The organism is Arsenicicoccus dermatophilus, from assembly GCF_022568795.1.
Taxonomy (GTDB): domain Bacteria; phylum Actinomycetota; class Actinomycetes; order Actinomycetales; family Dermatophilaceae; genus Arsenicicoccus; species Arsenicicoccus dermatophilus.
Genome location: NZ_JAKZHU010000001.1, coordinates 2273703 through 2299226, shown reverse-complemented (window position 1 = coordinate 2299226; position 25524 = coordinate 2273703). Strand labels below are relative to the sequence as shown.

The window sequence follows — 25524 nt, the reverse complement described above, 5'->3', positions numbered from 1 at the left end:
AGGGGTTGACGGCGGCGGTCTTCCCGCCGTCACGGACCCGCAGCAGCGTCCCCGCGGGCGGGCCCTCCTCACCGAAGGACCTGGACGCCTCGGCCAGGGCCTCCCCCGCCGTGCACCGTGCCTTCTCCACGACCCATAGGTGGTCGGGGTCGAGAGCGTCAGCGGACCACTGCCCGCACCCGCACGAGCAGATCCGACGGTCGTGCTCGGCGACGGCCTGCGCGAGGAGCCGAGCGGTCTCCCCCCACTGCGGCCACGGCAACCCGAGGTACGTGACCGGGGAGACGCGGTACGCGCGGGCGTCCCGCAGGTGGGTGAGGAGCCCTACCCAGCGGGGGTGGTGGAGGGCCTCAGCGAGAAATCCGCGGTCATCCCCCACGACGTGGGACCGGCCTGGGACAGGGCCGCGGTGCACGCTGCGTCGATCCGCTCGAACTCGTGCGGAGCCGCCTCGTGAAGACGGCGCATGGTGTCCGTGGTGACCCCGGCCGGGGTCACGGTCATCTCCGCGGTGACGTGGTAAGTGAACTCCTGCACCAGGTCGTCGGGGACCGCGCCGCCGGGCTGGGGCTCCACCCCGCGGGCCTGGCAGAACTCCGTGCGGGTCTGCGCGACCCAGTCAGCGGACCGCTCCTGCACCACCCACTCCACTGCGGACTCCTGGTAGGTGCGGCGCAGCTCCTCAAGCCGCTCCCGGGCCGCGAGGAACGCCGCAGCAGCGTCATCCTCGGCTGGGGTACCAACGACCGCGGCATGTGCGCGGCCGAGGTCCTCCAGCTCGTCGGCAAGGGCGTCGGCCTGCGCGACGAGGTCACCGCGGGGGTAGATCCGGATGCGGCGCAGGACCGGGCGGATCCCGGCGAGGAACTCCTCCAGGTCGAACGCAGCAGGGTCAGGGTCGGGGGTGGTGACGGTGGTGAGGGACGCCTCCACCACGTCAGCGTCAGCGGTGTCGGCAAGGGAGCGGTCGACGGAAGCCATGAGGGTTGCCTTGTCTGCGGGGCCTGGCGCGGGGTGAGGTGCTGGTGGCCCCGCAGGCCCCGCAGACGGCGGGGCCACCAGCGATCAGGGAGACGCGGGTCAGGGCGTCGCGCCGGCGACGACACCGTTCAGCTCGGCGTTCTGCACGAGCACGGGGACCTGCGCCTTGATGTAGCCCTCGGCGGGCTGGTCGACGGGGTTGTCCGTGAGGACCTCGAAGATGCGGTACTCGTCACCAGAGGCCCACGGCTCGGTGCTCTTCTTGCTGGTGAACCGCTGCACCAGGTACACCGTGGTGCCCTTGAGCTTCATCATCTGGTAGGCGCCGTCGCCGACGTTGTCGACGGCGGCGGTCTCGGCCTTCCCAGTGGCGGGGTCGAAGTAGCGGAAGAGGATCAGGTTCGCCTCGTAGTTCGAGACCGTGGGGACCTTGACGTTGCCGTCCTGGCACAGCGCCTTCTCATCGACGGTGTCGGACTCCGTCGCGCCGAGCTTGTAGTCACCGGACAGGACCCGGCAGGAGATGTCGAGGCCGGCGTTGAGCTCCGCGAGGGTCGCGGCCTTCCAGTCCTTGGGCGGGGTGGTGAGCGCGGTCAGCTTGATGTGGCCGTCGGCGAGGGACTTAGGCATGGGTCACGCCTCCTGGGTGTGGGTGTCGGTGGTGGGGTCCGGCGTGACGGCCGGGGAAGTGGCGGCACCGACGACCGCGGCGGCGGCCGTCGGGTCGTCGGTGAGGGCGGGCGCGGCGTCCGGGTTCGGCTTCGCGAACCGCCCGTTCGACGGGACGGGCTTGAGGTGCGCCGCGAAGGGCTGCTCGAGCCAGTGCCGCGGCACGGGGTTCTCTAGCTTGTCGCCGGTGCGGACGTCGTAGACGAGCACGAAGTCGTCGTGCGTGGGATCGGCCACGGGTGCCTCCTGGGTGTGGGTATGCCTGGGTGGCCCCTGGCACCCGGGAGGGGTGAGGGCCTGGAATGGGTGGTGCGGGGCTTAGGGGAGCTGCACGGTCAGCAGCAGCGGCGCATACCAGCGGGGCGGGTCGAAGGTGATGTCCTTCGCGATCGGGGTGCCGCCGGGGACGCCCCGGAACGGGCCTGCCCCGGGGAGTGGCGCCCATCCGGTGAGCACGGCCCGGGCCCGGGTGATGGCGTGCTCGCAGCGCTCCTGGTCGCCGCCGACGCACGTGACCTGCAGGTCGAGGTGGTCGAGGTCGCGGTGCCCGGCGAGGTCCTGGCTCCGTTCGTCCTCGACGCCGGCGGACAGGTACAGCACCACGTACGGGTGGACGCGGCGGTCGGGGTCGGTGGGTGCGACGTCGGTGGGGGAGCGCAGGACGTTCACGGTCGGCGCGGTGGCCTTGAGGCGCGCCTCGAGAGCGGCGCGTACGTCGGTGATCGTGTAGCCGCTCACGACAGGGCGATCCTGGGGATCTGCTCCACCGCGCGGGCGAGCATCAGCCCAGCCGCGACACCGGCTGGGCGCATGTGGGGTCGCGGCGCCATCCGCGCCGTCCCGTACTCCACGTACACGCCGTAGGACGCCCCGGACGTGACGGTCCCGGTGGAAGCGGCCCCACCGGTCGTGGATCCGTGGATCGACCCCCGCAGCAGGCCCGTGTCGACGGGGGCCAGTGATCTCGCGGTCCGCTCGCAGTGCATCGTCGCGGCACGCACCGCGGCCGTGTTCGCCTGCCGGGCGCGCGGCCCAGCGGCCTTGAGCCGGGCCGCCGTGGCAGCGAGGTCACCGGTGTCGATGCTGATCGTCGGCATGGCCCTACCTCCTGCCTACTCGGCGTGCTCGCAGATGAGGACGCGGTCGAACTCCTCCGACCCGCGCAGCCGCTCCATCACGGTCAGGCGGGTCCCGACGATGTTCTCGGCGGTGTGCTCGTCACGGGTCGCCGTCACGGTGACGACCATCCCCGCAGCGACGGTCTCCGACCCGGCCGCGTAGACCGGGACGGTGACGCGGTACTGGCGGCCGGTGATCTCCTCACCAGCCTGCTCAGCCTGAGTGGCCTCTCGGATCCGCACGACCCGGCAGGGAGTGCCGTCCGGGACCACGATGTACGGGGTTGCCGCGGCCCTCGTTCCGGTGGCGTCGTCGTAGACGCCGGGGGTCTCCCGGGCCGGGTCGGTGATGACGCAGGTCGCGTTCATGGACCCGATGACGACGGCCTGGTGCGCGCGGGACCACGCGCTGTGGATCATCTCCGTAGCGGGGAAAGGCACCAGTCACATCCCCGTCACGGTCGGCCACTCGGTCAACTCGGGACGCCGGCCGTACGGGTCGTCGCTGATCCCGCCGACCACGACGCACGCCCAGTCGTCGCCAGCGTCCTCGTCGGTCTTGTCCTTCGCCTGCCGGCGCAGGAGCGCGGCCCGCTTCATCAGGGCATCGGCGACGGCGGTGCCGTCGGTGGCGAGGTCCTGCGTGGTGATCTTCTTCCCGACCAGGGCCTCGGACGTCGCGATGGCCTCGCATGCGTCGGCCGCGGCGAGGCGCACGTTCCCGCCGTTGAGGGCGAGGAAGTCAGCCACGTCCTGGCTGGTGAGGTACTGCTGGACGCTGGTGTCGGCGATGAGGAGCCGCACCTGCCGCTCCAGCGACGGCGGCTCGACGGCGGGGACAGTCACGGGCGGTGGTCCTCTCGACGACGGGGGCATGTGGGTGGTGGGGCGCTGGACGCGCTGCTGCAGGCGGGCGAAAGGGGAGCGCACCCCCGGTGCTCAGCCGAACCGGGCCAAGGACCCACCCAAGCGGCCATCACCCGACACGCGGAACACGATCCGGGGGTGCTTCGCGGGTGTTGACGCCCCACCACCAAGCAGGGCCCAGGTGGCCGGCCGACGCTGTCGTGGCGGCCGGCCACCTGGGATGGTCAGAGCCGCGGGCGCTGCTCCGCGGCGACCATTGCCTCGAGACGCTTCTGCTCATCGGGGGTGGCCTTGCGGGCGCCCTCGGGGAGCAGGTGCTTCGCGCTGTCGAGCCACGCGCGCGGCGCGGTCGGGATCGACGGGATCGGCGCACCGGAAGCGGCCACGACCCACACGTGCCCGTCGGGGGCCTGCGGGACACCGGCCGCCGCGCTGGCGGCGCGCTCCTCCAGGAGCGCGTTCCGGGCCTCCAGCTCGGCGACGCGGGCAGCGAGGTCCGCCTGCGCCTGGGCGTCCGTGTCCGGCGCAGGCGGGGGCGTCGGGGCCTGGGCGTCGGCGTCGGTCTTCGCGGCGTCGGTGTTCACCGTGCTGGTCGTGCTGGTCTTGGCAGTAGCCATCGTCAGATCACCTGTCCTCAGGAGAGCATCGCCGCGACGTCCGCGGCCGTCGGCATACCGGTCGGCTCGGTCGTGCCGCCGGTGTTGTCGCTCGCGTACGTGAGCGTGGGGTCACCGGTCGCGACGCCCATGACATGACGTACGCGGTACTCGATGGAGTCGTCGTCGAACGAGCCCTCGGACGGGGCGAGGTCACCGCCGCCCAGCGCACGGCCCTGGTTGTTGCGGTACCGCAGGTCCGGGGTCTCGTAGCCGACGAGCTTCGCGAACCAGAACGGCTGGCGCGCAGCGGTGCCCGGCTTCGGGATGACCATCCACGACGTGCCCGGCCGCTTCTCATCCACGACCAGCTCGAACTTCCCCGCCAGCGGGTTGGAGCGGGTGATCTTCGAGCCGTCCGCCAGGGTCGTCTCGATCTGCGTGGCCTCCAGCAGGGACCGTGCGACGAGCTCCAGCGCGGGCCCCACGACGAGCATCTTCGACTGGAAGACGATGATGCCGCCGAGGTCGGGGTCACGCTTCGTGGACAGGAAACGGTCGACGCGCAGCAGGTTGGTCCGGTTCAGGACCATCGTGCCGAGGTTCTTGTTGGTGGCGTTGAAGAACGCCGTGGCCGGCGCTCCGGTGGTCAGGTTGTACATGAGGGACAGGGCCTTCATGTCCTCCGTGTTGACCGCGTACTGCGGGAACTGACGGACGACGGCCATGAGCTGGTCGAGGTCGTCGTTGAGCATCGCCTCCCACGACCACCCGTACCGCAGACCGGTCTTCCCGACCTGGATGAAGTACTCGCCCAGGCTGCTGCCCTTCGCCATGGGGTAGCGGGTCAGCTCGGGGATGTCCCGCAGGTGGTCCGTCCCGTCGTGCAGCTGCGCGATGCTCTTCGGCTTGAAGTTACGCACGGTGGTGGGCGTGAAGAACTTGCCCCACTGGGCGGGGATGGCCGGGTAGGTGCGCTCGATCTGCCGGTCGAGGGCGGCGCCGGTGGCCCAGCGCACGAGGTCGCTGGTGGAGATGGCCTCCGTGAGGCGCCGCTGAGCGGTCTTGTCGCCGTAGATCGCGTCGCGCATCACACTGGTGGTGCGCTCCACGACCTTCACGCGGGCCCTGTCAGCCTCGGTGACGGGCTTCTCCAGTCGCCGACGCATCAGCGCAGGCGCCGCCATCGGAGAGATCTCGGACTCGGCGAGCTCGAAGGGGTCAGACTTGGTGATCGTCATGGTCAGGCCCCTCCTCAGAAGCCGAGGTTGACGTAGATGGTGCCGGGGCCGTTGGCCTTGGTGCCGCCGATGACGGAGCCGAGGTCGGGCTGCCCGAAGGACGCGCCGATGCGAGTGCCGCCGGTCGCGGTGGTGGTGACGGTCTGCTTGACGCCGTCTCCAGCGGACACGTACAGGGGGGTACCGACGGTGGTGACGGCATCAGCGCAGGGAACCTCATACACGCCGCGGAGCCACACGGTGGCATTGCCGATCGGGTTGCTCGTGTTGGCGGTGTAGGGCTTGGCCGGGTCGATGGGCTCCTGCCGGTCGGTCGCGGCGACACCGACGTACGCGCCGACCACGACGATGTCCCCGGCCTTGGTGTCGGCCGGGACGGGCAGGGAGATCTCGTCGCCGTTGCGGAGGATCTCGTTCTTCATGTCAGATCACCTTCGTGATGTCGTCGAGGGCGGAGTCGATGGAGGCGACGTAGTCGGCCTCGGTGAGGTCAGCGGGGGTGATCCCACCGAAGCCGCGGACCTGACCGGCGCCGCCGGCGGCGGCCTTCTCCACGGCCGCAGTCTTCACAGCCTCGGTCAGGGCGGCCTCGTCGAGGTCACCCGCCTCCGTCAGGGGAAGGTCAGCGGTCAGACCGCGACGCTCCAGCTGGGTGAAGGTGACGCGATGCTCGGCCTCCACCGCCGCGATCACATCGCCGGCGCGGGCGGTGCGCGCGACACGACGCGCCTCGACGAGCTGGGCCTCGGCGGCGTCCGCGCGCTTCGTGGCCTCGGTCAGGGCCGTCTCGAGCTGGGTGGCCCGGCCGGCGTCCGTCTCGAGCTGGCGCAGTCGCGCCTCCTCGATCTGGGGCATGGCATCCTCCTGGGGATGGGTGGTGGTCCCGGCCGGGGCGACCGGGTGGACGTGGTGCGGGGTCTGGTGGGCCTCGCTCACCGCGGTGGGGGTGAGGGGCTGGTAGGTGGTGACGGCACGGACGTCGACGGGGGCGCCGGTGAGGGTGAGCACGCCGTCCTGCTCGACGTAGGGCTGCTCAATGAGGCGGGTGTCTCCGCCGTCGGAGCCGACGGCGATCCACGCGACAGACCGGTCCGGGTCGAAGTCCCGCAGGTACACCCACATGCCGGGCCCGCTGTGCGCGGCGCGGGCAGCGCGGTCCAGCTGGTCCTGCATGTCCTCCGTGGACGCCTCGGCGACGGAGCCGCGGGCGGACTCCAGGAGCGCGAGGACCTGACCTCCGCGGCCGGCGCGGGTGACGACGTCGACGGACTGGCACTCCACCAGCTCGGTGATGAGACGTCCCTTGCGGCCCTCTGCCTCGCCCTCGGTCATGGACCCGGTCGCGACGATGGAGACGCCGACGGCATCGAGGAAGGTCGGGTCGGTGAGCATGTCTCGGTAGCGGCCGACGGCCTGCGCTTCGATGACGGGTCCGCCGAAGGTGTCGTCCCAGACCGCGCCGGAGACGGCGACAGCGGCGAGGTCGCGGACGTCCCGCTCGGGTCTGTCGTACCGCTCCGACTCGCTGGGGTGGTTCATGTACATGTGCAGGCCCTTGCCCCACACGCCGGCCTCCAGCGCGTTGCGGAGGACCTTCTCGGAGTAGTAGCCGCTAGACCCCCATCCGGGGGAGATGATGCCGATGCGGAGTCGCCCGGTGGGGGAGTCCTTCGGGGCGTCGAGGATGACCGGTGCTGCGGTCTCGGTGATGCGCTTCACGCGGTCCTCCTGGGGAGCAGGGCGCTGGTCGGGGTGGTGGTGTAGGAGTCGCGCCACCCTGAGGTGGAGCGGCGGGTAGCGAGGGCCGACCATTCGACGTCGCCGGAGCGCAGCGCGGCGGCGACCCTGCGCCCCACGATGTGGTCTTGCACGGCGGGTGGTTGGGCGTCGAACCAGGCGCGTGCGTCGGGGAGCACGTCGTCGGGTTCGTCGAGGTCGAATCCGAGGTCCCGCCATGACCGGGTGAGGGGCAGCGCGGTGCACCGGCACTGCTGGTGCCCGAGGGGGCCGGCCTCACCTGCGGGGTGGCGGGTGCCGTGCATGGCCAGGCATGCGGGGCAGGTGCGGCGGTCCAGGGTCGCGCACCACGTCCACCCAGCCAGGACGGCCGTGTTCGCGGAGCGGGTCTCCCGGCTCGCGGCGCGGTGCGCGTCGAGGAGCTCGGTGCGGGCGATGACGAGGGCGCGGTTCCGGGCACCGTTGAACTCCGCCTCGATCCCGCGGGTGATGCGGCGGGCGGTGGCGCGGGGGTTCTCCCCGGCCGCTACCGAGCGGACGAGGTGCGCCTTCACGCGCGCCGTCGCGTCATCCGACAGAGGCCTGTGCAGCGCGGTGATCTGCTCACCCGTCCGCTTCACGATCGCGTCGAGGGCTGCCTTCGTCGGGTCCGTCCACGCCACGGCCCGCCCCAGGGGGAGCTGCGAAACGGCGAGCGCCTGCGTGGAGTCGACGGCGGCGCGGACCACCCCAGTGACAGCAGCCGTAGCCGCCGCATGCGACACCGCGACCAGACGGTCCAGCTCGCCGGTGATGTGGTCGAGTGCGTCCCGGACCCGCTGCTCACGGTCCAGGCGCGCCACGATCCCAGGCGTCGTGTCCGCACCGGCCACGGCGTCCTCCACGGCGGCCTGCCACTCGTCGGCCAGGGCCTCCCAGGCGCGCGCCCACTCGGAGTCGATCAGCGACGTCACCTCGACCACGGCGCGGCGCAGCGCGGCGCGGACCCGGTCGAGATCGTCGAGGGTGTCGGTGGTGACGGCCACGGGCTACACGTCCTGCTGCTGCAGGTCTGGGGTCTGGCCGGGCGCGAGGCCCTGGTACACGCCCTGCGTCTGGGAGCGGGCACGGGCCGAGTCGACCGGGTCGACCCAGTCGCCGTTCTCGTCGGTGATGTCGTCGATGATCTCCTCGCCGCCGTCGATCTCCAGGGCCCGGATGAGGAGCTTGGTGATCTCCAGCGGCGGCAGCTTGCCCGTGGCGTCGGCCGTGTTGATGGCCTGCATGAGCACGGCCAGGTCGGGCTTGCTGATCGGGGGGAAGTCGACGTCGATGGCGTCGGAGACGTCGCCGGTCAGGACGTACCGCTCGCGGCCGGTGACGGGGTCCACGGTCGGGGTGCCGCGCAGCGCCCCGCCCGGGGCGCGCATGCTCGACTGGACCGCCCAGTCCAGGACGCGCCGGTCGATGCTGGCGTGCAGCTCGCGGCGGCGCCCGAGGACCTCTTCCAGGGGCCGGTCGAGGGTCTCCGCGGTGGCTCGCGCGCCGGTGACGCCCGGGTCGGCGAGGAGCATCGTGACCGGGACGTCGAGGGCCGCGGCGACCATCGCGGCAAGGGGCCGGCCGGAGTTGCTGTCGATGGTGGCGCCGGACTTGCCGATGGCCTCGAACCTCTGGCCCTCGCTGGTGATCATGGTCTGACCGACGGGTGCTCCCTCGACGGTGGCGGGTGCGAGGGCGGCGCGGGTCTGCCCAGCCTTGGAGCCCTTGCTGGTGGCCTGGAACGCGAACTTCGACAGGGCCTTGACGAGCTTGGCCCAGTCGGTGAGGAAGTCGCGGTAGCCCTGAGCCCACGACAGGGCGGCGTAGGTGTCGGGGAGGCCGTAGTCGAGTCCGTCGACCTGGTTGACCTTGGCCATCAGGATCGGTGTGTCCCAGTCGATGTGGTCGCCGTCGATGCTGGTGGGCTTCGACCGGGAGTAGGTGACGCCGAGGGCGGGGTGCCACACGTGGGTGACGGTGTCCCGGGTTGTCGCGGTGACCGTGTCCCGGCCGGGGGTGAGGGTCATGCGTGACGACGTGACGCGCCGCTTGTAGAACCAGGGGTCGTCGCGGTCGTCGGGGTTGGAGATGACCTGGATGATGTCGGCGACGGGTACCCTGCGGGCCTGGACGCGCCCGTCGGCGGGGTTCGTGGGCAGCGCCACGCAGTAGGTCCCGTCGGTCGCGAACGCGCGCTCCCGTGCCTCCCTCGCCTGCGCCCCGGAGTACGTGGCCTCCTGGTCGGTGAGGAACATCTGCACGACGTCGTCGACGTCGGGGTCGTCAGCGGCGATCGTCGGCCCGGCACCCCACACGTAAGCGGCGCGCAGCGTCACCGCGCGCCGGATCAGCGGGTCAGCGACGGCCATGACCCGAGCCAGAGCAGCCCGGTCGAGGAGCTTCTCCCGGGTGATCGGCGCCCGGTCACCCGGGCCGCCGGAGAGGAGCGACCACCCCTGCTCGTCGACCCGCAGGGAACGCTCGGCGTCGGCCGCAGCCTCTTCGAGCTCTTCGAGGCGGTGCTCCAGCTGCGCGAGCTCGTGGGCGGGGACCTCGATGGTGGCGGGGGTCTGCTCGGGCATCTCGTTCACCTCGCCTCGCCTCGCCTCGGGTATGGGAGCGGCCCCGCACCCTCGGGGGAAGAGGTGCGGGGCCGCGTTGAAGGGGGCCGTCAGGTCAGCCGTACAGGCTGCCGCCGTAGCCGTTGGTGTTGTAGCGCCAGGGGTCGGGCGTCTGCTCGCACGCGCCGATCAGCGCGGCACCGGTCGCAGCGACAGCGGCGAGGGTCTTCATCATGGCGGGGCTCCTGGTATTTGTTCACTCGGGTGCGGGCATGGCTCGCCCGACGGGTGAGACGCTACACGCTACGAAACGTAGCCTGTCAAGCGACACGCGCGATCAGTAGTCGTCGGTAGCCCACCCCAGATCCAAGGCGCCCTCGTCACCGAGGACGTCCTCCGCGTCCCACACCACACCCGTCAGCATCGGCACCACCAGCAGCCGGTGCACCGCCTGACTCATCGCGTCGACCTGATCGTCATGCTTCCCGGCCGGGAACAGCGACGCCTCCGCGAGGAAATCCCCCACCCACGGCACCGAATCCGGCGGGATGAGCACCTGCCCCGCCTCGATCACCGGGGACACCGCCTCCACCCGCGACGTCTTCGACCCCTCCGGCAGCACAGGAATGAACCCCCCGAGCTGCGACTGCAGGGCGCTGATGACGGCTGGGCCGTTGGCCTTGTCCTCAACGAGCTTCGCGATCGCCTGAGGCCAGCGAGCCGTGAGGGCACGGACCTGCTGCACAGTCTCCGCGAACGACCACCTCCCGCGGACCTGGGCGAGGAGCCACGCCTGGTGCCCGCGGCGCATCCACACCTGCCCGACGACGAAGTCGCTGGTGTCGGAGCCCTTGAACGCCATGTCCCACGACTGAACGACCTCCAGCCCCGCGGTGTCGGGGATGATGCGGGCCCCGTCGTCACGGACGAGGTACGGCGGAGCATCCCACCGCTTCCACCACGCCGGCTTGAGGATGCTCCCCTCCGACGGCGTCGGGCGGCCCTGGTAGAGAGCGGCCCAGTCACGGGACCCGGCGGTGATCTTCCGCTGCTCCCACTGCTCCCGGGTGCGGCCCCGCGCCGAGACCATGAACTCGCCGTACTGCCGGCCGAGGGGGTCGTTGTCGGGGTCGTCGCACTGCGCGGGGATGTTCACTACCCGCCACCGGTATCCGTCCTCCGCGGCGAGGAGCCGGCCAGCGAAATCATCCTCGTGCCAGCGAGTCATGATGACCACCACAGGCGCCCCCGGCGCGAGCCGCGACGACGCCGTCGACGTCCACCAGTCCCACACCTTGTCCCGCTGCAGCGCAGAAGCCGCCTCGGCGCGGTCCTTCACCGGGTCGTCGATGATCATCAGGTCACAGGGCTTACCGGTAAGGGACCCGCCCACACCCACGGTGTACACGCCACCGATGTGCCCTTCGAGCATCCACTCGTTCTGCGCCGAAACGTCCGGGCGGACCGCGAGGCCACCCATCGCCAGACCGTGCTCACCGATGTCGTCGCGGATCACGCGCCCCCACCTGCGGGCCATGACCGCGGAGTACGACGCGATGATGACCCGTAGGTCAGGGTTCCGGGTGAGCGCGAGCTCCGGGAACGCGCGAGAAGCTCTCTCACTGTTGTGAGTCGGGAGCATGGTCCGGCCGGCTAGGAACGTGTGGTCTGGCGAGTCGACCTCGATGCAGACCGTCGGCACTGACTCGCATGGGGAAGCCGTGACGTATCGGACGTTCGCGACGCTGGAGTCCTTGCACCTGCGTGCCTTCCGGGCCAGGTGGGCGGCGTCGGCGAGGTAGAACCGGACTCGGTACTTGGGCCCGCAGTCTCGTCCGTTAAGGGTGGCACGGCCCGTGGTCATGACGGCCTTGGCTCCCAGGGTGTAGATCAGTTCGCGGACTCCCTCAGCAAGCCGGAGGTTGGTGGAGCAGAACTCGACCTGCCCCTTGGGCATCACGTAGCCGTCGGAGTCGATGAGGCCCTGCAAGAGCGCCAAGCGCTGCGCACGACCAGCACGCAGATACACCGCTGGGATGTGCTTGTCCCCCAGCACACCTGCTTCCCGTAGGGCTACCTTGGCGGGGCTTGGGCGTCCGCCCCGGTTTGCCCAGCCATCAGGGATCATCGACCAAGCAAACCGGGCAGAGTGTCGCAGGGGCCAACCCGCTTCTGTGAAGCGCTGGCGGACCTCTATGTCGTCGGGGTGACTGGTAATCATGGGTTGGAGCGTGGTGCCGTCACCGAGCCACACGCCGAGCACATAGGGGTCTAGCGGGAGCTCGACGTCGGGTAGGTCCAGGCCATCTCCGGTGAGGATCTGCGCTGCCTTGCCCCGTGGCTTGGCCAGGTCGGTGGTCTCCAGGATGCGGGTCGGTCCGTTCCTGGTTCGCCGGGCCACCCACTCGTGCGCGGCGTCAGCGATGATCCGTTCCCCGTCTCCAGTGGTCACGGCGTAGCAGTCCCGCCCTTCCCACACGGGAGACACCCACGTGACTGTGCATGGCTTACCGTCACCGTCCAGCACGAGGTCACCCGGGCGAAGCTCACCCATCGTGGTCCACCCGGCCGGGGTCGGTATCGGGGTGTCCAGAGCGAGCGCCTTGCCCTCCTGAGGTGCGACGCTGATGATCAGGCGCGCGTCGGGTGTGGTGAGAGCCCACATCAGCTCGCGGTCGATGAGGTCGAGGGCTGGGGTCTGCACGGTCCCGGGGCGGAGCGCGCGTGCGAGATCGCCGGGGGTGGCCCATCCAGCCCCGGCGATCTGCTCTTGCTGGGCGAGGCGCTGCAGCGCGGTGCCCCACATGCTGGGCGTGGCTACTCCTCCTCGACGATCTCGGCGTCCTCGATGGGTTCGTGCTGCTCGGTCTGATCGAGGCGGGTCAGCTCGCCCTTCACGAAGGTCATCGCGGCTTCGCGCTGCTCGGTGGTGACGGACGCGGCGGCGAGGGCACCGGTGATGAGTCCGAGGACGATCGTGGCTTGCGTCTCCTGGAGGGCCTGCTGCCGCTCGGCGATGCCGTGGGCGTGGGTGGCTCCGTACAGGTCGACGATGCGGTCGTGGGCTTTCATCACGATGTCCGCGGCCTTCGGGTCACCCGTGATCGCGGCGTCCCAGTGCCCGGCTGTGATCTTGTTCATGCGGAGCGCCTGGATGTCGCGGACACGGCCGGCTTCGCCGGGGTCGCGGGATCGCTCGAGGGCGCGGTCGATGGCTCGCATCGCCGCGGACCGGGTCTTCCAGCCGCACTCGTCCGCGATCTCGGCGTACGTCTTCCCCCTGGCGCGGAGCGTCAGTGCGCGCTCTTCGAGGGTGATCTGGTCGACGGGGTTGCGGCGCTTCCTCGGGGCGGTCACGACGTGGTCTCCTTGCGGGCCTGGTTGAGGGCGAGAGCAGCGGTCACCGCAGTGGGGTCCCACAGGGATGCTCCGGCCTTCGTGGTACCGGACCGGCAGATCACGCCTCGTTCGAGCTGGGTGCGGATGCTGGAAGCGGTGGTGCGGATCCCCTGGGCGGTGAGGATCTTCACGAGCCGGTCGGTGGAGACGAGCTCGACGGGCTCGGGAGCCCACTGCCGCCGCCACCAGGTGATCGCGCCGTCGGAGCCGCACCGGTCGCAGGTCGCTTCGATGATCGGGGGAGTGTCGCGGCCGGGCACGGGGGTGGGTTCGGTGGCGTACACGGGGCCCCCGCAGATCGCTTCGCCGACGGCGCCGGGGTCGGTGGGGTTCTTCCCGGTGCGGGTGAGGTGGCAGGTGCCGATCCGCTGCCGCGGGTAGGGGTCGGTGAGGGCCTGGACGGTGCGTGCGGCGCGGATCACGTCGAGGGTGAACGCGGCCCAGTAGGCGCCGTCGTCCCATGCGCGGATCCGGGTGAGGTGGTCACGGAGGCAGCGCGCGAGGCCTTGCGTGCTGCCGGTGCCGTGGTCGCAGGGCCCGTGGTGGTGGCGGTACGCGGACACCCAGTAGGTGAGGGTGCAGTGCACGTCGGCTCGGGTGAGCGCGGCCCCGGGGGGCAGGCTCCCCGGGGCATGCCGGCTGCTGCTACCTGTGGTCTTGGGTGGGTCTGCGGTGGCGTCCCAGTCGTCGTGGATGCGGGTGAGTGCGTCGCGGATCGTGGCGATGCTCACGCGGGGCTCTTCCGGGTGAAGGGGATGACGTTGCCTCGGGTGAGGTGGTCAACCTGCGCGGACAGGGCCTCGGTGATCTCGGCGAGCCTGGCGACGCACGACGGGCAGTACCCCTCCCACGGGTGGAGCTGCGCGGGGGTGGGCTGCCGGGTGGGTGTGGTGGTGCCGCAGAGGCCGTGGGTGGGGTCCGCGGTGGTGGGGATGTGGATGCGGCGCATGGTGTGGCCTCCGGGGCTGCAGTGTGTTGCGTGATGGGCTACGGACAGGGTATGCGTAGGCTCCCAGTGGCGGGCTAGTTGCCTGACCGCCCGGCTTGTTCTCGTGCTTCGCGCTCCAGGCGGGCAACCTCGCGAGCGATGGTCGGCGGCAGATATGGCCGTTCGGATGTGCGGGTTGCATCCATCACCTCCACCCAGCTGGTGCCGAGGAAGTCGATCAGCGCGTCGACCTCGTCGATGGTGAACGGGGTGCGGCCATTGATCTTGCGGCTGAAGGTGGTTGGGGTGAGGGATAGGAAGGCGGCAGCGTCCATCTTGGGGACGTTGCGGGCCGCGAGCAGTCCGCGAAGGTGCGTGGCGATGCGTGCATGGCGGGGTTCTCTCATGTGAAGAGAGTACCCCGATGGCAGACAAGTAGCAACGCTTCTATGTTGACTACTTCCACTGAGTGCAAGTAGTCTTCTTTCATCGCTAGCCGGCAGGCATGGCGATGGGGTCCCGGCGCTGATCTGGCGAGATGAGCCGGGACCCCACCATTCCAAACAGGAGGAAGTGTCCCACATGGACCTCGAACTCTTCACCTACGGCGACCAGCAGGTTCGCACCGTCGTCATCGACGACGAGCCGTGGTTTGCGCTCGTCGACCTCTGCAAGGTCCTCAACATCAACCGCCGCGACGTGAAGGACCGCCTTGACGATGGGGTGGTCGCCACCCACCCCATCCCTGACCGTATGGGCCGCATCCAGAACGCGCTCATCGTCAACGAGGACGGCCTCTACGACGTCATCCTCGAGTCCCGCAAGCCCGAGGCCAAGCGCTTCCGCAAGTGGATCACCAGCGAGGTGATCCCCACCATCCGCAAGACCGGCCACTACGGCACCCCATCTGCTCCGGCCTTCACGCTTCCCCAGACCTACGCCGACGCGCTCAAGGAGCTTGCCGCGACGGTCGAGGCCAAGGAGGCCGCCGAGGCTCAGGCGATCGCATCTGCGGCGTATGCCGAGCAGCTGGAGCCCGCCGCGTCGGCGTGGGCGGAGGTTATGGACGCTGACGGGACGTACGACATGAACGCGACCGCGAAGATCCTCGGGACCGGCCGGGTCCGCCTCATGGCCCAGTTGCGTGCTGATGGTGTCCTCAACCTGGACAACCTTCCCCGCCAGCAGCACGTCAACGCGGGACGGTTCCGGGTGAAGGTAGGTAGGCCTTGGCAGAAGCCGGACGGGACGATGCACGTGTCGCGGTCGACGAGGGTCACGCCGAAGGGTCTGATGTGGGTCGCGGACCGGTACGGCTACCGTCCCGGGTCGGGCGGCATGTTCACGATGGGGGTGTCCGCGTGAGCACCGAGTGTGTGGCGGCGGCGATCTCGTCTCAGGCGTGCCCCTCGTGGTGCGTGATGTCTGGTGACGACCACATCGACGAGCTTCCTGAGACTGGTGGGGTCGTGGTGCACCGCGGGGTGTTCTCCTCGCACCCTGCCCTGTACACGGTCGACGTGGCGTTGACGACGACGGTGGATGGTCGTCTTGTCGATGGGGGAGAGCCAGCGGTGTTCGTGGAGGAACCTCGTCCGAGCAGCCCGGTCGGCGTGTTCGCGGACATGGGGGCTGATCTGGTGTCAGCAGCCCGAGCGGTGGCAGTGCCGGTCGGAGTCGTGTGACTGGTTAATGCTGGCGGGGGCTTTAGGTCCCCGCCAGCATCCCCGGATGGACGTCTCGTCTGGGCGTCGTCTATGGGGTCGGCCACGCGGGGGTCGCATCCTTGGGTCGGGTGGCCTGCTGGGTGCGGCCGAGCCGGTCGGTGATGGGGTATCTCTGACATACCCCATCCGGGAGGCGGCTTCGTCGTTCAGGTGGTGGGTAGGTGTGTGCGCCAGGCTGCGGCGCAGATCAAGGTGGACACCACCACAGCCGCCACGTTGAGGGCGTCGCTGTCGGCGCGCAGCGGGGTGAGGGTGATGCGGCCGTCGCGCCAGGGCACGCCGGCACGGGTGAGGGCGTCACCGAGGATGTGGATGGCCGCTCCGGTCGCTGACGCCGCACCGATCCACCAGGCCGGCTCACCGGTGTACGTCCAGATCGCGACGCCCATCAGGGTCCCGATGGTGAGGAGGACCGCGACGGTGGACGCGCGGTGGGTCCACCCGCGGTGGCCGGTGGTACGCCGCACGGCCCAGGACAGGACGGGCGCGTGGCGGGAAGCGATAGACCGGCGGGTGTCAAGGTCGGGGGCGAGAGCGAAGACGGTGGTGGTCGCGGTCCACGCGGCGAGATGCGGACCGGGCAGCCCGAGGGGCGCGGCTGCCGCGGCGCCGAGGGTGATACCCATCACGGCGTGCGTCGCTCCCCTCACGCCAACGCCTCCAGTGCGTTCCAGGTGCCGTAGATGATCGCGAAGCACGTGCCCGCGAACGCGGCGTCGATCAGCGCGGAGCGTGCTGCCCACCTGACTGGCTGGGAGCGGAGGCTGTGGCCTTCCCTCGCGGCGGTGCGCGCGGTGACGGTGAGGGCGGTGAGGACGCAGGCGGTGTAGACGATGGCGACGGCGATCACGGCTTGAACCCCACAGCCGGCTCCGGTGCCGGGTCGTAGTCGGCGTGGGCCTGGACCTGCGCGCGGATCGTGTCGGCGAGCATGATGTGGGTCTGCGCGAGGTCGCAGTACATGGCCTGCAGGCGCATCTGCCCGTCGGTGAGGCGCTCCTGCGCGGTGAGCCAGGTGTCGACGATTGTGGTGATGCGCTCGGCCTCACGCATGTGCCTCTCGGCGTCGGCGAGGTTGGTCATGGCTGGTCCTTCCAGGTCTTGCGTCCCACCTTCACGGGCCGCTCAGGAGTGGTCTGGGTCTGGTGGGTGCGCTGGTGGGCGGCCACCTCGGTGAGGATCGCGTCCACGTCCACCGGGGTGGATGGCTCGAGCCGCCACGGGCAGCCGGGCTGGTCGCACACGATCACGGTCACGCCGCCACCCCCCGGGCGAGGAGGGCGCGGGCGTCGTCCATGTCGCGCTGCGCGGTCCGCGGCTTCACGGTGATGCCCTCGGCGGCGAGGAGACCGATCAGCTGCGTGGATGTGGCGTCAGGGTCGCGGGTGATGAGGTCGCGAGCGGCGTGGACGCGGTAGGTCTTCTCGGCGCGCATGCCCGGTGGGGGAGTGGTGGGGGAGTGGTGGGGCTCCTCCCCCACCGTCTCGGCCTCGGGCTGGGGTTCCGGGTCGGGCGCAGTGACGGGCCGGTCAAGGACGACCGGTCGAGCAGCCGGGAGGGCGGGAGCAGTCACCGGCTCCCCCACCACGACCACGCCAGGCAGCCCCGCGATCGCGTCGAGCCCAGCCAGGGTCACCGCGACCCGATCCGCGGCGTCACGGCCAAGGACCCGCACGAGACGCCGGCCACGCCACGCGAGGACCGCCCGCCACACGCCGTGGCCAGTACGGGCGCGCTGCACAGCGACCGCGGTGGCGAGGACCCGGGCATCGTCGCGGGTCGCGCGCCACGAGGCTCCCGTGTCGTCGCGGTCCCCGATGACCACGCGGTGCCACAGCCAGCACGCGACGAGGGGAGCGACCACGCGGGCGACGGCCGCGAGCGCGACCATCGCCGGGGCGTCACCGTGACGGGTGACGACGTCATGCGCGGCGGCAAGGACACCGGACAGCAGCGACAAGATCCATGTCGCGGCGAGGTCGGTGCGTCCGGCTCCGCCACGCTGGATGGCCTGACGCGCCATCAGCGCCGACGCGATGAGCGCGGTCTCCAGGAAGCACGCGAACGCGACCGCGGCCGTGAGGGAGAGGCCGACGACGTCGTGCCAGAGGGCGACCTGGCCGATGGCGGACAGGACGGTGGGGATGACCGCGGCGAGCGCGGCGACACCGACGACGGAGCGATCAGTCCAGCGGGTCATGGTCACTTCCCTTCTCCATAGCCGGTTGGGAGAAGCAGGTCACGCTGATGGATCAGATCCCGAGCCGGATCTATCGCCTGCTCCTGGGCGCGGCGCGCGGAGTCTGGGTCGCCAGACGCTTCCCACCCACAGATGCGGATACCGGACTGACTCCGCTGCTGCAGCGTCCACTCCCACTTCTGCCCGCACTCCCGGCACTGGATGACGGCGCCGACGCGGAGGCCGGTCGCGTCGTCCCCAGTGGGGGTGCAGTCGTGCTTGGTGCCCGGGTCCTCGACGAGGACGTAGCGGTCCTTGCGGGGTCCCTTGGGTATTGCCTCAGGGTCAGGCGCGGCGGCCGAGCGGCGCACGGCGGACTGGCCGAGAGGAGGCGTCGCTCCGGATGCCTTGTCAGTTCCGGCGTAGCCACCTGTCTTGGGCGCCCGCCAGAAAGGCCGTGGGGCCCAGCGATGCGGCTGCTTCGAGGTCACTGCTGACCCCCCGTCCCCGTCAGGCCTGCAAGCGCCTCCACAGCGCGGGCACGCGCCGCGGTGGCAGAGCGCTCGATGGCACGCTCGACGAGCCCGGACATGTACTCCTTGGCGGCCGGCCCGTCGCCGCCCGTCAGCTCACCCCGGAGCACGTCGGGGTGAGCGGTGATGATCCCGGGGATGTCGGCGATGGCGTCGCCGGCGGCGTCGAGGACCGCGGTGAGCCGGCCAGCGGCCGGGTGCTCCGGGTCAGTGTTCGCGGCGATCAAGGCGAGGGTGCAGAGGATGTCGGTGGACTCCTCGATCGCGGTGCCTCGGGTACGGGGTGCGTTCGTGTTGCTGGTCACTGCTGGTCTCCGTTCTCGGGCCGGGCGGCCCACTCGGTGACGACCCCGGGGCAGGGGTCGGCGTGCTCGGGACCGGTCGGCCCGTCGAGCGTCCCCGACACGCTGCGTGCCGGAAAGGTTGCGCCGGAACCGTCCGGAACAGTAGGCTCGGCCGCGAGCGGCCGATCACATGATCCGGCCGCTTCCGTCTTTCCGTTCCGGTCACGCCACGTAGCGAGAACGCCGCGGCCCCACCGGTCCGTGCGCCCCGCCCACTCCCCCAGGGAAGCGCCCGTCGGGACCGGCCGGCCCTCCGCCACCAGCGCGTCGAGCAGCGCGAGCGCTTCGTCCCGGCCCCGCTTCGGGCCGCCCTCCCACGCCTCCACGCGCGGCACCACCACCAGCGGCGGCTCCCCCGGCGCGTCCTCGTACACCGTCACCGGAGACACCGGCTCCGGGGCCTCCACGACGGGCAGCTCGGCTGTGTCCACCACGCTCGTGACGGGCTCCGTCACGGTGCCGCCGGGCACTCCCCGGGAGGGCGCGAAGTCCCGCACCAGCGACGCGATCATCTCGTCCGTGACCAGGTTGAACCGGACCTTCCGGTACCCCGGCTCACCCTCCCGCTCCACGAACGCGACCCCCCGATCCCGGCTGAAGTCGAGCTTGTGGGCGTCGCAGCCGGCGTCGCGGGCGCCGTACCCCATCACGAGGTCCACGTGCTGCTGCTCCTTCACGCGCAGGAGCACACGCACCGGCGACAGGTCACGGATCGCGGACAGACCGGAGTCCTTGCGGGGGTCCTGCGTCGCGGTGATCACGCAGTACCCGATCGCGGCGCCCTTCGCGAGGATCGACTTCAAGCACGCGTCGATCAGGTACGCGGACTTCTTGTCGAGGATGGACATGAGCGCGAGGACCTCGTCGATGAGGATGACCTCGAGGGGCATGTCGTGGGTGGGCGCGTCGAGCTTGCGCTTGCCCATGCGGCGCAGGCGGGCGGCGCGGGCGTCCATGGAGCGGCGGATCCCGTCGAGGAACGCGGCGACGCGGGGCCCGAACGGTGCGGTGCCGTCGTCGCAGAGGAACGTGGCGTAGAGGGGTTCGCCGATGCCGAGCTCCATGCCGCCCTTGGGGTCGACGGCGTGGACGCGGACGAGGCCGTCGCGGATGCCTGGGGCGATCTGCTGGTTGATCGCCCAGATCGCCCCGGACTTCCCGGCGCGGGTGGCGCCGACGAGGAGGAGGTGGGCGCCGAGGAGGGGAACGGTCGCGGGTTCGCCGGTGTCGGTGTCGCGGGCGACGGGGAGGGCTTCGAGGTTGGGCAGTGTCGTGGGGGTGCGTGTCGTGGTGACGGTCTTGGCTGGTCGCTGTCGGGTGGGGTGGAGCGTCACGATGATCCGCTTCCCGTCGCGTGTCGCGGTGACGCGTCGCGCGTGGAGCTGGCGGCGGAAGGCGTCGTCCTCGTAGTCGTGGGGCTCCTGGCCGGGGAGGGGCTTGACGGTGATGGTGACGGTGCCGTCGGTGTCGCGTCGCAGGCTGGTGAGGCGGGGGCGTCGGGTGATGCCGAGGGAGGTGACGTGGTCGTCGAGGCCGGCGGCGGCGCAGGCGTCGTTCCAGTCGTGGGTGATGCTCCACCAGGCGGGGACGCTGGTGACGTGTCGGGTGACGCGCTTGTGGTTGAGGGCGGTGAGGGCGACAGCGGCGGTGTACGCGGTGATGGTGGTGGTGCCGGGGGCGACAGCGGCGGCGGCGCTGGTCAGGGTGACGGCGGGCAGGGCCGTCAACGTGTCGGCGTGGCGGGCGACGTTGACGGCCCTGGTCCACGTGTCGCGTGCGCGGGTGTGGGCGTGGTGGGCGCGGGCGATGGTGTCGCGTGTCGCGGTTACGAGGGTCATGTCGTGCTCCTGGCGGGTGCGGGTGTCGCGTCCAGTGTCGCACATTCGTTGCGCGACAAGCGACGCAATGTTGCTTACGGGTTGCCATCTTGGGTGTCGCGGGTGATGGTTGATGTGTCGCAACTGATGCGACAGCTACCGATCCCCGCCAGGAGAGAACCATGCACCCTGTCCACATCCCTGACGCCGTCAGCGTCGCCCACCACGACAGCGACGGAGTCGCGTGCGTCGCCCCGGGCCGCGTGCTTCGCGCCGAGGACCTTGACCACGGCCTGGTCCGCGTCACCGCTGACGCCTGCCCCGACAGCGACACCGGCGCAACGACCGTCACCCTCCACGCCCGCGACCTGGCGCGTCACGTCAGTCTGGCCCGCGATACGGCTGGGCGGACTGTCGCACTGACGTGGCCCCGCCAGACAGAGATGGCCTGACACAGCACACGCCACGGTCGGGCGGCTGACACGACATGTGGCGTCAGCCGAAGCGGAGGATGCTTTCCCTGTTTCCGGCACGTCATGACGTGCCGGAAACAGGGAAGGTTCTGCCACGGTGGCCGGCTGATGAGCGCGACAGACAGGAGAGGCTAGGCATGAAGAGGTTCTGCGTGCAGGTGACGCTGCAGCGTCGACTGACGGGCGAGCTGGGGGAGGAAGTCTTCAGGGCGTTGATCCCGTACACGGACGTGTCGATCGGGGCTGGTGACGTATCGACGACGGTGGTGTCAGTGACGTTGCCGGCGGAGTCGTTGGAAGCTGCGTCGTCGTGGGTGATGGACCGGTTGGCGCGATTCAGCGAGAAGGGCCAGGTGATGACGAGCGAGATCAGCTAGTGCGCATGGCACAACGGGAAGGCCCCACACCGCTTGGTGTGGGGCCTTCCTACGTCCCCGCAATTGCGGGGACGCTAGACGTCACTGCAGCTACACGAGGCGCTCCAGCTGCTCTTCCTGACACGTCCGCATGGTAGCAGTGGCCGCGGCGGGTGGTGTAGGTAGCGGGAGGCCCCAGCGCCCTGGGCGGGGTGCTGGGGCCTCTGGTGTCACCGTTGCAGCGGTGCCGTGTCTCGACAGGACAGCCGTCACGCTACCTGGCCGTGCTCGTCGGGTGGTGGAGCGGTCTCGGGTGGTTCGAGGGTGTCGCTGGCGTACACGGCTAGGGCGTAGGCCTGCCATGCGTCGGCGGCGAACCCGTAGAACCAGCCCGGCTCGTCCTTCGTGCCCTTCCCGTGGCGCGGCTCGCCGGGCGCGAAACGATCGACCAGCGCGCGGCGCACGTCGGTGTCGGTGCCCTTCTGCCCGACGCGCAGGTGCACCTTGATCGGGACGCGCTTGACGCGCTCCACGAGCAGGCCAAGCCGTTCGGCTTCGTGCATGAACCGGCCGGTCCACACGCACGTCTCGAAGATGCTCTCGCCGGCGGTGCCGGCCATGCGTCCGATTTTCTCGATCCACACCCCGGCCCTCTGCTCGGGTGGGGTGTTGGCGTAGGAGCGGATGATCGCGAGGATCTTCTGGTTGGTGTCCTTCCCGTGGTGGAGGGGGCGGCGGGTGCGGGTGTCGATGATGACCCACCCGGACTGCTCGCTGCCGGGGTCGATGGCCAGGAGCTCGCTCATCCGGCCAGGGTCCCGAGCTGGCAGGGCCGCGGGTCGTGGACCGCTCCGGGCTGGGTGCCTTGGACAATCAGGGACTGGACGCGCACCTGCTGCTGGGGGCTCGCGTAGCGCTTCGCGTCCCGCTCCGCTGCGTCCTCGCTGATGTAGACGGTCTGCAGCTCCCAGCCCGCGTCAGCCGTGGCGATGCTGCGGGTCTCGACGACGTACACGACGAGCCGCGGGTCACCGGGGGCGGGGATAGCGTCCCCGTCCTCCTCCAGGTCGGCCGGGTTGAATATCAGCGGGCCGGTGAACGAGTTGAGCTTGACGAGGACCATCCCGTTGCTCCGGACATCTGTGACGACCCCAGATTGGCCGGCGCAGAGAGCCTCGTAGAAGTGGTCGCGGACGCGGACGCGCTGTCCGGGCTTGAGCTCGGTCACGGGGTCTCCTCGTTGGCGATGCGGAGCAGGGTTTCGGCGTGGCACGGCATGTCGAGTGGGCACCAGCAGGCCAGGTCGCGGCCCCGGAGCTCGCGCCTGACCTCGGCGACATCGAGCTCGTAGATGCCCACCGGGCCGGAGTGCAGGTCGTACAGGCGGGCGGCGACGCGAGTGGCGTGCTCCTTCCCGCCCCATCCCTCGACGTACTCCACGCCGCGGTGGTCAACGACGACGTACTCCCGCGTGCTGAGCCGCTTCACCCCGAAGGGGTTGCCCCACTTGGTGGGGCGGCCGACGTACACGGCCCCCTCGGGCATGCGCCACCCCTTGGCGCGGCGGCGCTGAATCCTCTGCGGGCTCACTGCTCGCCTCCGTCCTCGTCGTCCGGAGCGAGGCCGGAGCCGCCGCAGAAGGTGCAGTGCTTCCGGGCGGCGTCGTTGATACCGCACCACCAGCACAGATCGCGACCGGACCCGGCGCACGACGAGTGGTCCAGTCCATCGCCTGGCGCGTCGCAGTAGGCGGTGCACTTCATGGTGTCTGGGTCGAAGTACAGGTGGCATCGGCGGCAAGCGAAGTTCTCTCCGTCGAAGACCGTCTCCTCTCGGCAGCGCCCGCACAGCGGGTGTCGTATCTCCGTGTCCCAGCGGGACAGGGCGAGGTTGCCGTGGAACACCGGGATGACCTGGGGGCACGTGAGGGCCCCGGCATAGGCGGGAGGCGTAGGGCGGTTCACGACTGCTCCTCCGTGGGGATGCCGAGGAGCGCGCACACAGCCTTGACCTGGCGAGCGAGCAGCGTTTCTGTGGAGAACGGGTCCGGCTTAAGTACCTCGCCCGCCATCGCCCGGTGAATGTCTTCTGCATTCGGTCGGTACAACTCATGGACGAGCGCCTTGCGGATGTTCTCCGCGGTCGGCTGGGCCGCATCGAAGGTGTAGTAGCCGCCCCCGTATTCCGCCTTGACGGGGACCCGCACCTCTCCGTGCAGGTTCCCCTCGTCCTCCTGCGCCCAATAGTGCAGGCTGCACTCTGCGGGGTCGAACCGTCCCCTGTGGCGCTGCACCGAGAGGTCAACCTCTGGAAGCCACTCAGGGGGCATCCACGCTCCCCCGGGCTCGCCTCCCCCGGCATCGTGCCACGGCACTCCGTCGATGATCTCCATGCCGGACCACTCCTCGCAGTCACAGTCCCACACGATGTGGCAGCACGCGTCCGCGGGGGCGTGGCACTCGATCTTCCAGTTGTCGGGTGCCGCCAGATCAATGACGGCGATGTGGTGCGCGGTGGCGGTGTTCATCCCGGCCCCGTATCCGGCGCGGACCTCGGGGTCCTGCAAGCGCTCGGCGAGGTACTTATCGAAGTTGGTGCTCATGCTCGGTCTCCGTCCTGGTCCATCCCGGCGCGCAGTGCGTCGCACGCCTCTGCCGGGGTGGTGATCTCGTAGGTGTTCTGGTCAGCGGCGATGAGTGTGGCGAGAGCCTTCTTCCGATGCCGTCTCGGGACGCCGTCCAGGGACGGGTGGCATTCGATGAACGTGCGGCGGGCGTCGTCCTCGGTGAGGGCGTTGATCGACGCGGGGAGCCCCGGGAACCGCTTCCCGTCGGGAAGCGTCGCCGGCGGGTAGGCGCGGTCAGCTACGGAGATCACGCCCACAGCGGCGCCGTTCGGGTCGCGGACGAGCCACGACAGGTCGTGCGCTGGCACGAACCCACCGCGGAAGGGCAGGTGGGGGACCAGGTCGGTGCTCATGCCTGGCCTCCGTCGGTGAGGATGCCAGCGGCGCGCAGCTGCTCGTTCGTCGCGACCCGAATCGGGGCGAAGCGCGCTACGTTCCCGACCTTGCCAGCGGCGAGCCAGATTCCCCTGCCGGCGTGCCAGTTGAGGAGGTACCCGTTTGCCGCCGCTCGCCAGTAGTCCCCGTCGCAGTCGACCAGGATGACGCCCTCGGGGGCCTCGTCAGCGAGGTCGGTAACGTTGGTGCCGGGCTCCCAGCCTGGGCCGAAGCCCCACCGCACGACGCGGCGCCTAGACCAGGCAAGGACGCGGGTTCTGTCGCCGCACTGACACCCGTCCACGTGCCGAGTGATCAAGGAGTGTGCGCCGCCCATTCCATCGTCCGCGATGGTGCCAAGCGCGGCGGAGTCGTAGGCCTCGTAACCCTCCAGGTGCTCGGGGTGGTCCGGGGCGGTGGCAGGCTGCTCGTCCTGGACGGTGCCGGTGCGGATCTCCTCCGGCGTCGCCCATCTGGGGTTGCGCAGCCCTCCCCATGCGACCTTCCCCCTCTCGCTGAGCCACGGCTGCCGCTCGCCCGCCCCCCTCACGTAGAGGATGGCCCCTGAGCGGCTATCCGATCGGTACTCCGCGACGACGACGTGGCCGAGACCATGCGGCTCCTCGGTGATCGGCCCGGACGGGGCGGCGGGGCGCTGCGCGAGGTCGGCCTCGAGGCGGGCGGCGAGCTCGAGGCGGGCGGCTAGGTCCCGGGCGCGGTCGCGCTCGGCGGTGAGGTCGAGGACCCGCTGGGTGGCGTGGCCGAGGGCGGTCGCGTCGGTGTTGGTGATGGCCTGCTCGGCGGCCTGGTCCTGCTCGTGCTGGTGGACGAGGACGGCGGCGATGGCGAGGAGCGCGGAGGCTGTGGCGTCGCGGGTGTCGTCGGGGGTGCGGGCCAGGCGGGCGGTGCGGCAGGCGGTGTCGTAGTGGTCGCGTGGGGTGTGGTGTTGGGTCATGGCGGGGTTCCTTGTTTCGGT

At 70.5% G+C, this 25524-nt stretch carries 34 protein-coding genes; 2 read left to right on the top strand and 32 right to left on the bottom strand.

What is annotated here, in order from left to right:
• Positions 1-324 precede the first annotated feature (324 nt).
• The 18 genes from MM438_RS10615 to MM438_RS10530 form a co-directional block, all read right to left on the bottom strand.
• Positions 325-981, bottom strand: a complete 657-nt coding sequence (locus MM438_RS10615; RefSeq protein ID WP_241452455.1) for a hypothetical protein — start codon at positions 979-981, stop codon at positions 325-327.
• 99 nt (positions 982-1080) lie between these two features.
• Positions 1081-1611 carry a phage tail tube protein gene (locus MM438_RS10610; RefSeq protein ID WP_241452454.1) on the bottom strand — a complete coding sequence of 177 codons (531 nt, stop codon included), beginning with the start codon at positions 1609-1611 and terminating at the stop codon, positions 1081-1083.
• 3 nt (positions 1612-1614) lie between these two features.
• On the bottom strand, positions 1615-1887 hold the full coding sequence (locus MM438_RS10605) for a hypothetical protein (protein ID WP_241452453.1): 273 nt from the start codon (positions 1885-1887) through the stop codon (positions 1615-1617).
• A gap of 81 nt (positions 1888-1968) precedes the next feature.
• The gene (locus tag MM438_RS10600; protein WP_241452452.1) at positions 1969-2388 is read right to left on the bottom strand and encodes a hypothetical protein; all 420 of its coding nucleotides are present in this window, start codon (positions 2386-2388) and stop codon (positions 1969-1971) included.
• On the bottom strand, positions 2385-2747 hold the full coding sequence (locus MM438_RS10595) for an HK97-gp10 family putative phage morphogenesis protein (protein WP_241452451.1): 363 nt from the start codon (positions 2745-2747) through the stop codon (positions 2385-2387). The genes MM438_RS10600 and MM438_RS10595 overlap by 4 nt, the downstream gene beginning before the upstream one ends.
• A 15-nt stretch (positions 2748-2762) precedes the next feature.
• A complete protein-coding gene (locus MM438_RS10590; RefSeq protein WP_241452450.1) occupies positions 2763-3209 on the bottom strand; it encodes a DUF6093 family protein in 447 nt (148 codons plus the stop codon).
• A 3-nt stretch (positions 3210-3212) separates the two neighbouring features.
• Positions 3213-3614, bottom strand: coding sequence for a hypothetical protein (locus MM438_RS10585; RefSeq protein WP_241452449.1), 402 nt, complete (start codon positions 3612-3614; stop codon positions 3213-3215).
• A gap of 245 nt (positions 3615-3859) precedes the next feature.
• On the bottom strand, positions 3860-4252 hold the full coding sequence (locus MM438_RS10580; protein ID WP_241452448.1) for a hypothetical protein: 393 nt from the start codon (positions 4250-4252) through the stop codon (positions 3860-3862).
• Between the two features lie 17 nt (positions 4253-4269).
• On the bottom strand, positions 4270-5472 hold the full coding sequence (locus MM438_RS10575; RefSeq protein WP_241452447.1) for a Mu-like prophage major head subunit gpT family protein: 1203 nt from the start codon (positions 5470-5472) through the stop codon (positions 4270-4272).
• A 14-nt stretch (positions 5473-5486) separates the two neighbouring features.
• On the bottom strand, positions 5487-5894 hold the full coding sequence (locus MM438_RS10570; protein WP_241452446.1) for a capsid cement protein: 408 nt from the start codon (positions 5892-5894) through the stop codon (positions 5487-5489).
• Between the two features lies 1 nt (position 5895).
• Positions 5896-7191, bottom strand: coding sequence for a hypothetical protein (locus MM438_RS10565; RefSeq protein ID WP_241452445.1), 1296 nt, complete (start codon positions 7189-7191; stop codon positions 5896-5898).
• The gene (locus tag MM438_RS16770) at positions 7188-8234 is read right to left on the bottom strand and encodes a phage minor head protein (protein WP_241452444.1); all 1047 of its coding nucleotides are present in this window, start codon (positions 8232-8234) and stop codon (positions 7188-7190) included. Before MM438_RS16770 ends, MM438_RS10565 begins: the two co-directional genes overlap by 4 nt.
• A gap of 3 nt (positions 8235-8237) precedes the next feature.
• Positions 8238-9812, bottom strand: coding sequence for a hypothetical protein (locus tag MM438_RS10555; protein WP_241452443.1), 1575 nt, complete (start codon positions 9810-9812; stop codon positions 8238-8240).
• Between the two features lie 316 nt (positions 9813-10128).
• Positions 10129-12597 carry a phage terminase large subunit gene (gene terL, locus MM438_RS10550; RefSeq protein WP_241452442.1) on the bottom strand — a complete coding sequence of 823 codons (2469 nt, stop codon included), beginning with the start codon at positions 12595-12597 and terminating at the stop codon, positions 10129-10131.
• Positions 12598-12608: 11 nt separating this feature from the next.
• Positions 12609-13148, bottom strand: coding sequence for a hypothetical protein (locus MM438_RS10545; RefSeq protein ID WP_241452441.1), 540 nt, complete (start codon positions 13146-13148; stop codon positions 12609-12611).
• Positions 13145-13921 carry a hypothetical protein gene (locus tag MM438_RS10540; protein ID WP_241452440.1) on the bottom strand — a complete coding sequence of 259 codons (777 nt, stop codon included), beginning with the start codon at positions 13919-13921 and terminating at the stop codon, positions 13145-13147. Before MM438_RS10540 ends, MM438_RS10545 begins: the two co-directional genes overlap by 4 nt.
• Positions 13918-14139 (bottom strand): hypothetical protein, encoded by a 222-nt coding sequence (locus MM438_RS10535; protein ID WP_241452438.1) that lies wholly within the window; start codon positions 14137-14139, stop codon positions 13918-13920. Before MM438_RS10535 ends, MM438_RS10540 begins: the two co-directional genes overlap by 4 nt.
• A 74-nt stretch (positions 14140-14213) precedes the next feature.
• On the bottom strand, positions 14214-14525 hold the full coding sequence (locus MM438_RS10530) for a hypothetical protein (protein ID WP_241452437.1): 312 nt from the start codon (positions 14523-14525) through the stop codon (positions 14214-14216).
• Positions 14526-14700: 175 nt separating this feature from the next.
• Between MM438_RS10530 and MM438_RS10525 the strand changes: the two genes are divergently transcribed.
• Positions 14701-15483 carry a phage antirepressor gene (locus MM438_RS10525; protein ID WP_241452436.1) on the top strand — a complete coding sequence of 261 codons (783 nt, stop codon included), beginning with the start codon at positions 14701-14703 and terminating at the stop codon, positions 15481-15483.
• A gap of 508 nt (positions 15484-15991) precedes the next feature.
• On the opposite strand, the gene MM438_RS10520 is transcribed toward MM438_RS10525, so the two are convergent.
• From MM438_RS10520 to MM438_RS10490, 7 genes are all read right to left on the bottom strand, one after another.
• A complete protein-coding gene (locus MM438_RS10520) occupies positions 15992-16495 on the bottom strand; it encodes a metal-dependent hydrolase (protein ID WP_338155540.1) in 504 nt (167 codons plus the stop codon).
• The gene (locus MM438_RS10515; protein WP_241452434.1) at positions 16492-16695 is read right to left on the bottom strand and encodes a hypothetical protein; all 204 of its coding nucleotides are present in this window, start codon (positions 16693-16695) and stop codon (positions 16492-16494) included. Before MM438_RS10515 ends, MM438_RS10520 begins: the two co-directional genes overlap by 4 nt.
• Positions 16692-16928, bottom strand: a complete 237-nt coding sequence (locus tag MM438_RS10510; protein WP_241452433.1) for a hypothetical protein — start codon at positions 16926-16928, stop codon at positions 16692-16694. Before MM438_RS10510 ends, MM438_RS10515 begins: the two co-directional genes overlap by 4 nt.
• A complete protein-coding gene (locus tag MM438_RS10505) occupies positions 16925-17101 on the bottom strand; it encodes a hypothetical protein (protein WP_241452432.1) in 177 nt (58 codons plus the stop codon). The genes MM438_RS10510 and MM438_RS10505 overlap by 4 nt, the downstream gene beginning before the upstream one ends.
• Positions 17098-18045, bottom strand: a complete 948-nt coding sequence (locus tag MM438_RS10500) for a hypothetical protein (RefSeq protein WP_241452431.1) — start codon at positions 18043-18045, stop codon at positions 17098-17100. The genes MM438_RS10505 and MM438_RS10500 overlap by 4 nt, the downstream gene beginning before the upstream one ends.
• A gap of 466 nt (positions 18046-18511) precedes the next feature.
• A complete protein-coding gene (locus MM438_RS10495; RefSeq protein WP_241452430.1) occupies positions 18512-18862 on the bottom strand; it encodes a hypothetical protein in 351 nt (116 codons plus the stop codon).
• Complete coding sequence (locus MM438_RS10490; RefSeq protein ID WP_241452428.1) at positions 18859-20739, bottom strand: type IV secretory system conjugative DNA transfer family protein; 1881 nt, start codon at positions 20737-20739, stop codon at positions 18859-18861. Before MM438_RS10490 ends, MM438_RS10495 begins: the two co-directional genes overlap by 4 nt.
• 589 nt (positions 20740-21328) lie before the next feature.
• Here MM438_RS10490 and MM438_RS10485 point away from each other — a divergent pair.
• Positions 21329-21568: a hypothetical protein gene (locus MM438_RS10485; RefSeq protein WP_241452427.1), complete on the top strand. Its 240-nt coding sequence runs from the start codon at positions 21329-21331 to the stop codon at positions 21566-21568.
• Between the two features lie 248 nt (positions 21569-21816).
• Here the strand turns inward: MM438_RS10485 and MM438_RS10480 are convergent, their stop codons facing one another.
• The 7 genes from MM438_RS10480 to MM438_RS10450 are packed head-to-tail and all read right to left on the bottom strand — an operon-like array spanning position 21817 to position 25503.
• On the bottom strand, positions 21817-22353 hold the full coding sequence (locus MM438_RS10480) for a hypothetical protein (protein ID WP_241452426.1): 537 nt from the start codon (positions 22351-22353) through the stop codon (positions 21817-21819).
• A complete protein-coding gene (locus MM438_RS10475) occupies positions 22350-22775 on the bottom strand; it encodes a hypothetical protein (RefSeq protein WP_241452425.1) in 426 nt (141 codons plus the stop codon). The genes MM438_RS10480 and MM438_RS10475 overlap by 4 nt, the downstream gene beginning before the upstream one ends.
• Positions 22772-23092, bottom strand: coding sequence for a DUF4326 domain-containing protein (locus MM438_RS16765; RefSeq protein ID WP_241452424.1), 321 nt, complete (start codon positions 23090-23092; stop codon positions 22772-22774). The genes MM438_RS10475 and MM438_RS16765 overlap by 4 nt, the downstream gene beginning before the upstream one ends.
• Before the next feature lie 41 nt (positions 23093-23133).
• Positions 23134-23511: a hypothetical protein gene (locus tag MM438_RS16760; RefSeq protein ID WP_241452423.1), complete on the bottom strand. Its 378-nt coding sequence runs from the start codon at positions 23509-23511 to the stop codon at positions 23134-23136.
• Positions 23508-24149 (bottom strand): hypothetical protein, encoded by a 642-nt coding sequence (locus MM438_RS10460; RefSeq protein ID WP_241452422.1) that lies wholly within the window; start codon positions 24147-24149, stop codon positions 23508-23510. Before MM438_RS10460 ends, MM438_RS16760 begins: the two co-directional genes overlap by 4 nt.
• Complete coding sequence (locus MM438_RS10455; RefSeq protein ID WP_241452420.1) at positions 24146-24526, bottom strand: hypothetical protein; 381 nt, start codon at positions 24524-24526, stop codon at positions 24146-24148. The genes MM438_RS10460 and MM438_RS10455 overlap by 4 nt, the downstream gene beginning before the upstream one ends.
• Positions 24523-25503, bottom strand: coding sequence for a hypothetical protein (locus tag MM438_RS10450; protein ID WP_241452418.1), 981 nt, complete (start codon positions 25501-25503; stop codon positions 24523-24525). The genes MM438_RS10455 and MM438_RS10450 overlap by 4 nt, the downstream gene beginning before the upstream one ends.
• Positions 25504-25524 lie beyond the last annotated feature (21 nt).

Bases quoted from the DNA above. Each gene is read 5' to 3' on its own strand.
- MM438_RS10615 (WP_241452455.1), bottom strand. From the start codon at position 981: ATGGCTTCCGTCGACCGCTCCCTTGCCGACACCGCTGACGCTGACGTG.
- MM438_RS10610 (WP_241452454.1), bottom strand. From the start codon at position 1,611: ATGCCTAAGTCCCTCGCCGACGGCCACATCAAGCTGACCGCGCTCACC.
- MM438_RS10595 (WP_241452451.1), bottom strand. From the start codon at position 2,747: ATGCCGACGATCAGCATCGACACCGGTGACCTCGCTGCCACGGCGGCC.
- MM438_RS10580 (WP_241452448.1), bottom strand. From the start codon at position 4,252: ATGGCTACTGCCAAGACCAGCACGACCAGCACGGTGAACACCGACGCC.
- MM438_RS10575 (WP_241452447.1), bottom strand. From the start codon at position 5,472: ATGACGATCACCAAGTCTGACCCCTTCGAGCTCGCCGAGTCCGAGATC.
- MM438_RS10570 (WP_241452446.1), bottom strand. From the start codon at position 5,894: ATGAAGAACGAGATCCTCCGCAACGGCGACGAGATCTCCCTGCCCGTC.
- MM438_RS10555 (WP_241452443.1), bottom strand. From the start codon at position 9,812: ATGCCCGAGCAGACCCCCGCCACCATCGAGGTCCCCGCCCACGAGCTC.
- terL (WP_241452442.1), bottom strand. From the start codon at position 12,597: ATGTGGGGCACCGCGCTGCAGCGCCTCGCCCAGCAAGAGCAGATCGCC.
- MM438_RS10535 (WP_241452438.1), bottom strand. From the start codon at position 14,139: ATGCGCCGCATCCACATCCCCACCACCGCGGACCCCACCCACGGCCTC.
- MM438_RS10530 (WP_241452437.1), bottom strand. From the start codon at position 14,525: ATGAGAGAACCCCGCCATGCACGCATCGCCACGCACCTTCGCGGACTG.
- MM438_RS10525 (WP_241452436.1), top strand. From the start codon at position 14,701: ATGGACCTCGAACTCTTCACCTACGGCGACCAGCAGGTTCGCACCGTC.
- MM438_RS10510 (WP_241452433.1), bottom strand. From the start codon at position 16,928: ATGACCAACCTCGCCGACGCCGAGAGGCACATGCGTGAGGCCGAGCGC.
- MM438_RS10500 (WP_241452431.1), bottom strand. From the start codon at position 18,045: ATGACCCGCTGGACTGATCGCTCCGTCGTCGGTGTCGCCGCGCTCGCC.
- MM438_RS10490 (WP_241452428.1), bottom strand. From the start codon at position 20,739: ATGACCCTCGTAACCGCGACACGCGACACCATCGCCCGCGCCCACCAC.
- MM438_RS10485 (WP_241452427.1), top strand. From the start codon at position 21,329: ATGAAGAGGTTCTGCGTGCAGGTGACGCTGCAGCGTCGACTGACGGGC.
- MM438_RS10480 (WP_241452426.1), bottom strand. From the start codon at position 22,353: ATGAGCGAGCTCCTGGCCATCGACCCCGGCAGCGAGCAGTCCGGGTGG.
- MM438_RS16765 (WP_241452424.1), bottom strand. From the start codon at position 23,092: ATGCCCGAGGGGGCCGTGTACGTCGGCCGCCCCACCAAGTGGGGCAAC.
- MM438_RS10460 (WP_241452422.1), bottom strand. From the start codon at position 24,149: ATGAGCACCAACTTCGATAAGTACCTCGCCGAGCGCTTGCAGGACCCC.
- MM438_RS10455 (WP_241452420.1), bottom strand. From the start codon at position 24,526: ATGAGCACCGACCTGGTCCCCCACCTGCCCTTCCGCGGTGGGTTCGTG.
- MM438_RS10450 (WP_241452418.1), bottom strand. From the start codon at position 25,503: ATGACCCAACACCACACCCCACGCGACCACTACGACACCGCCTGCCGC.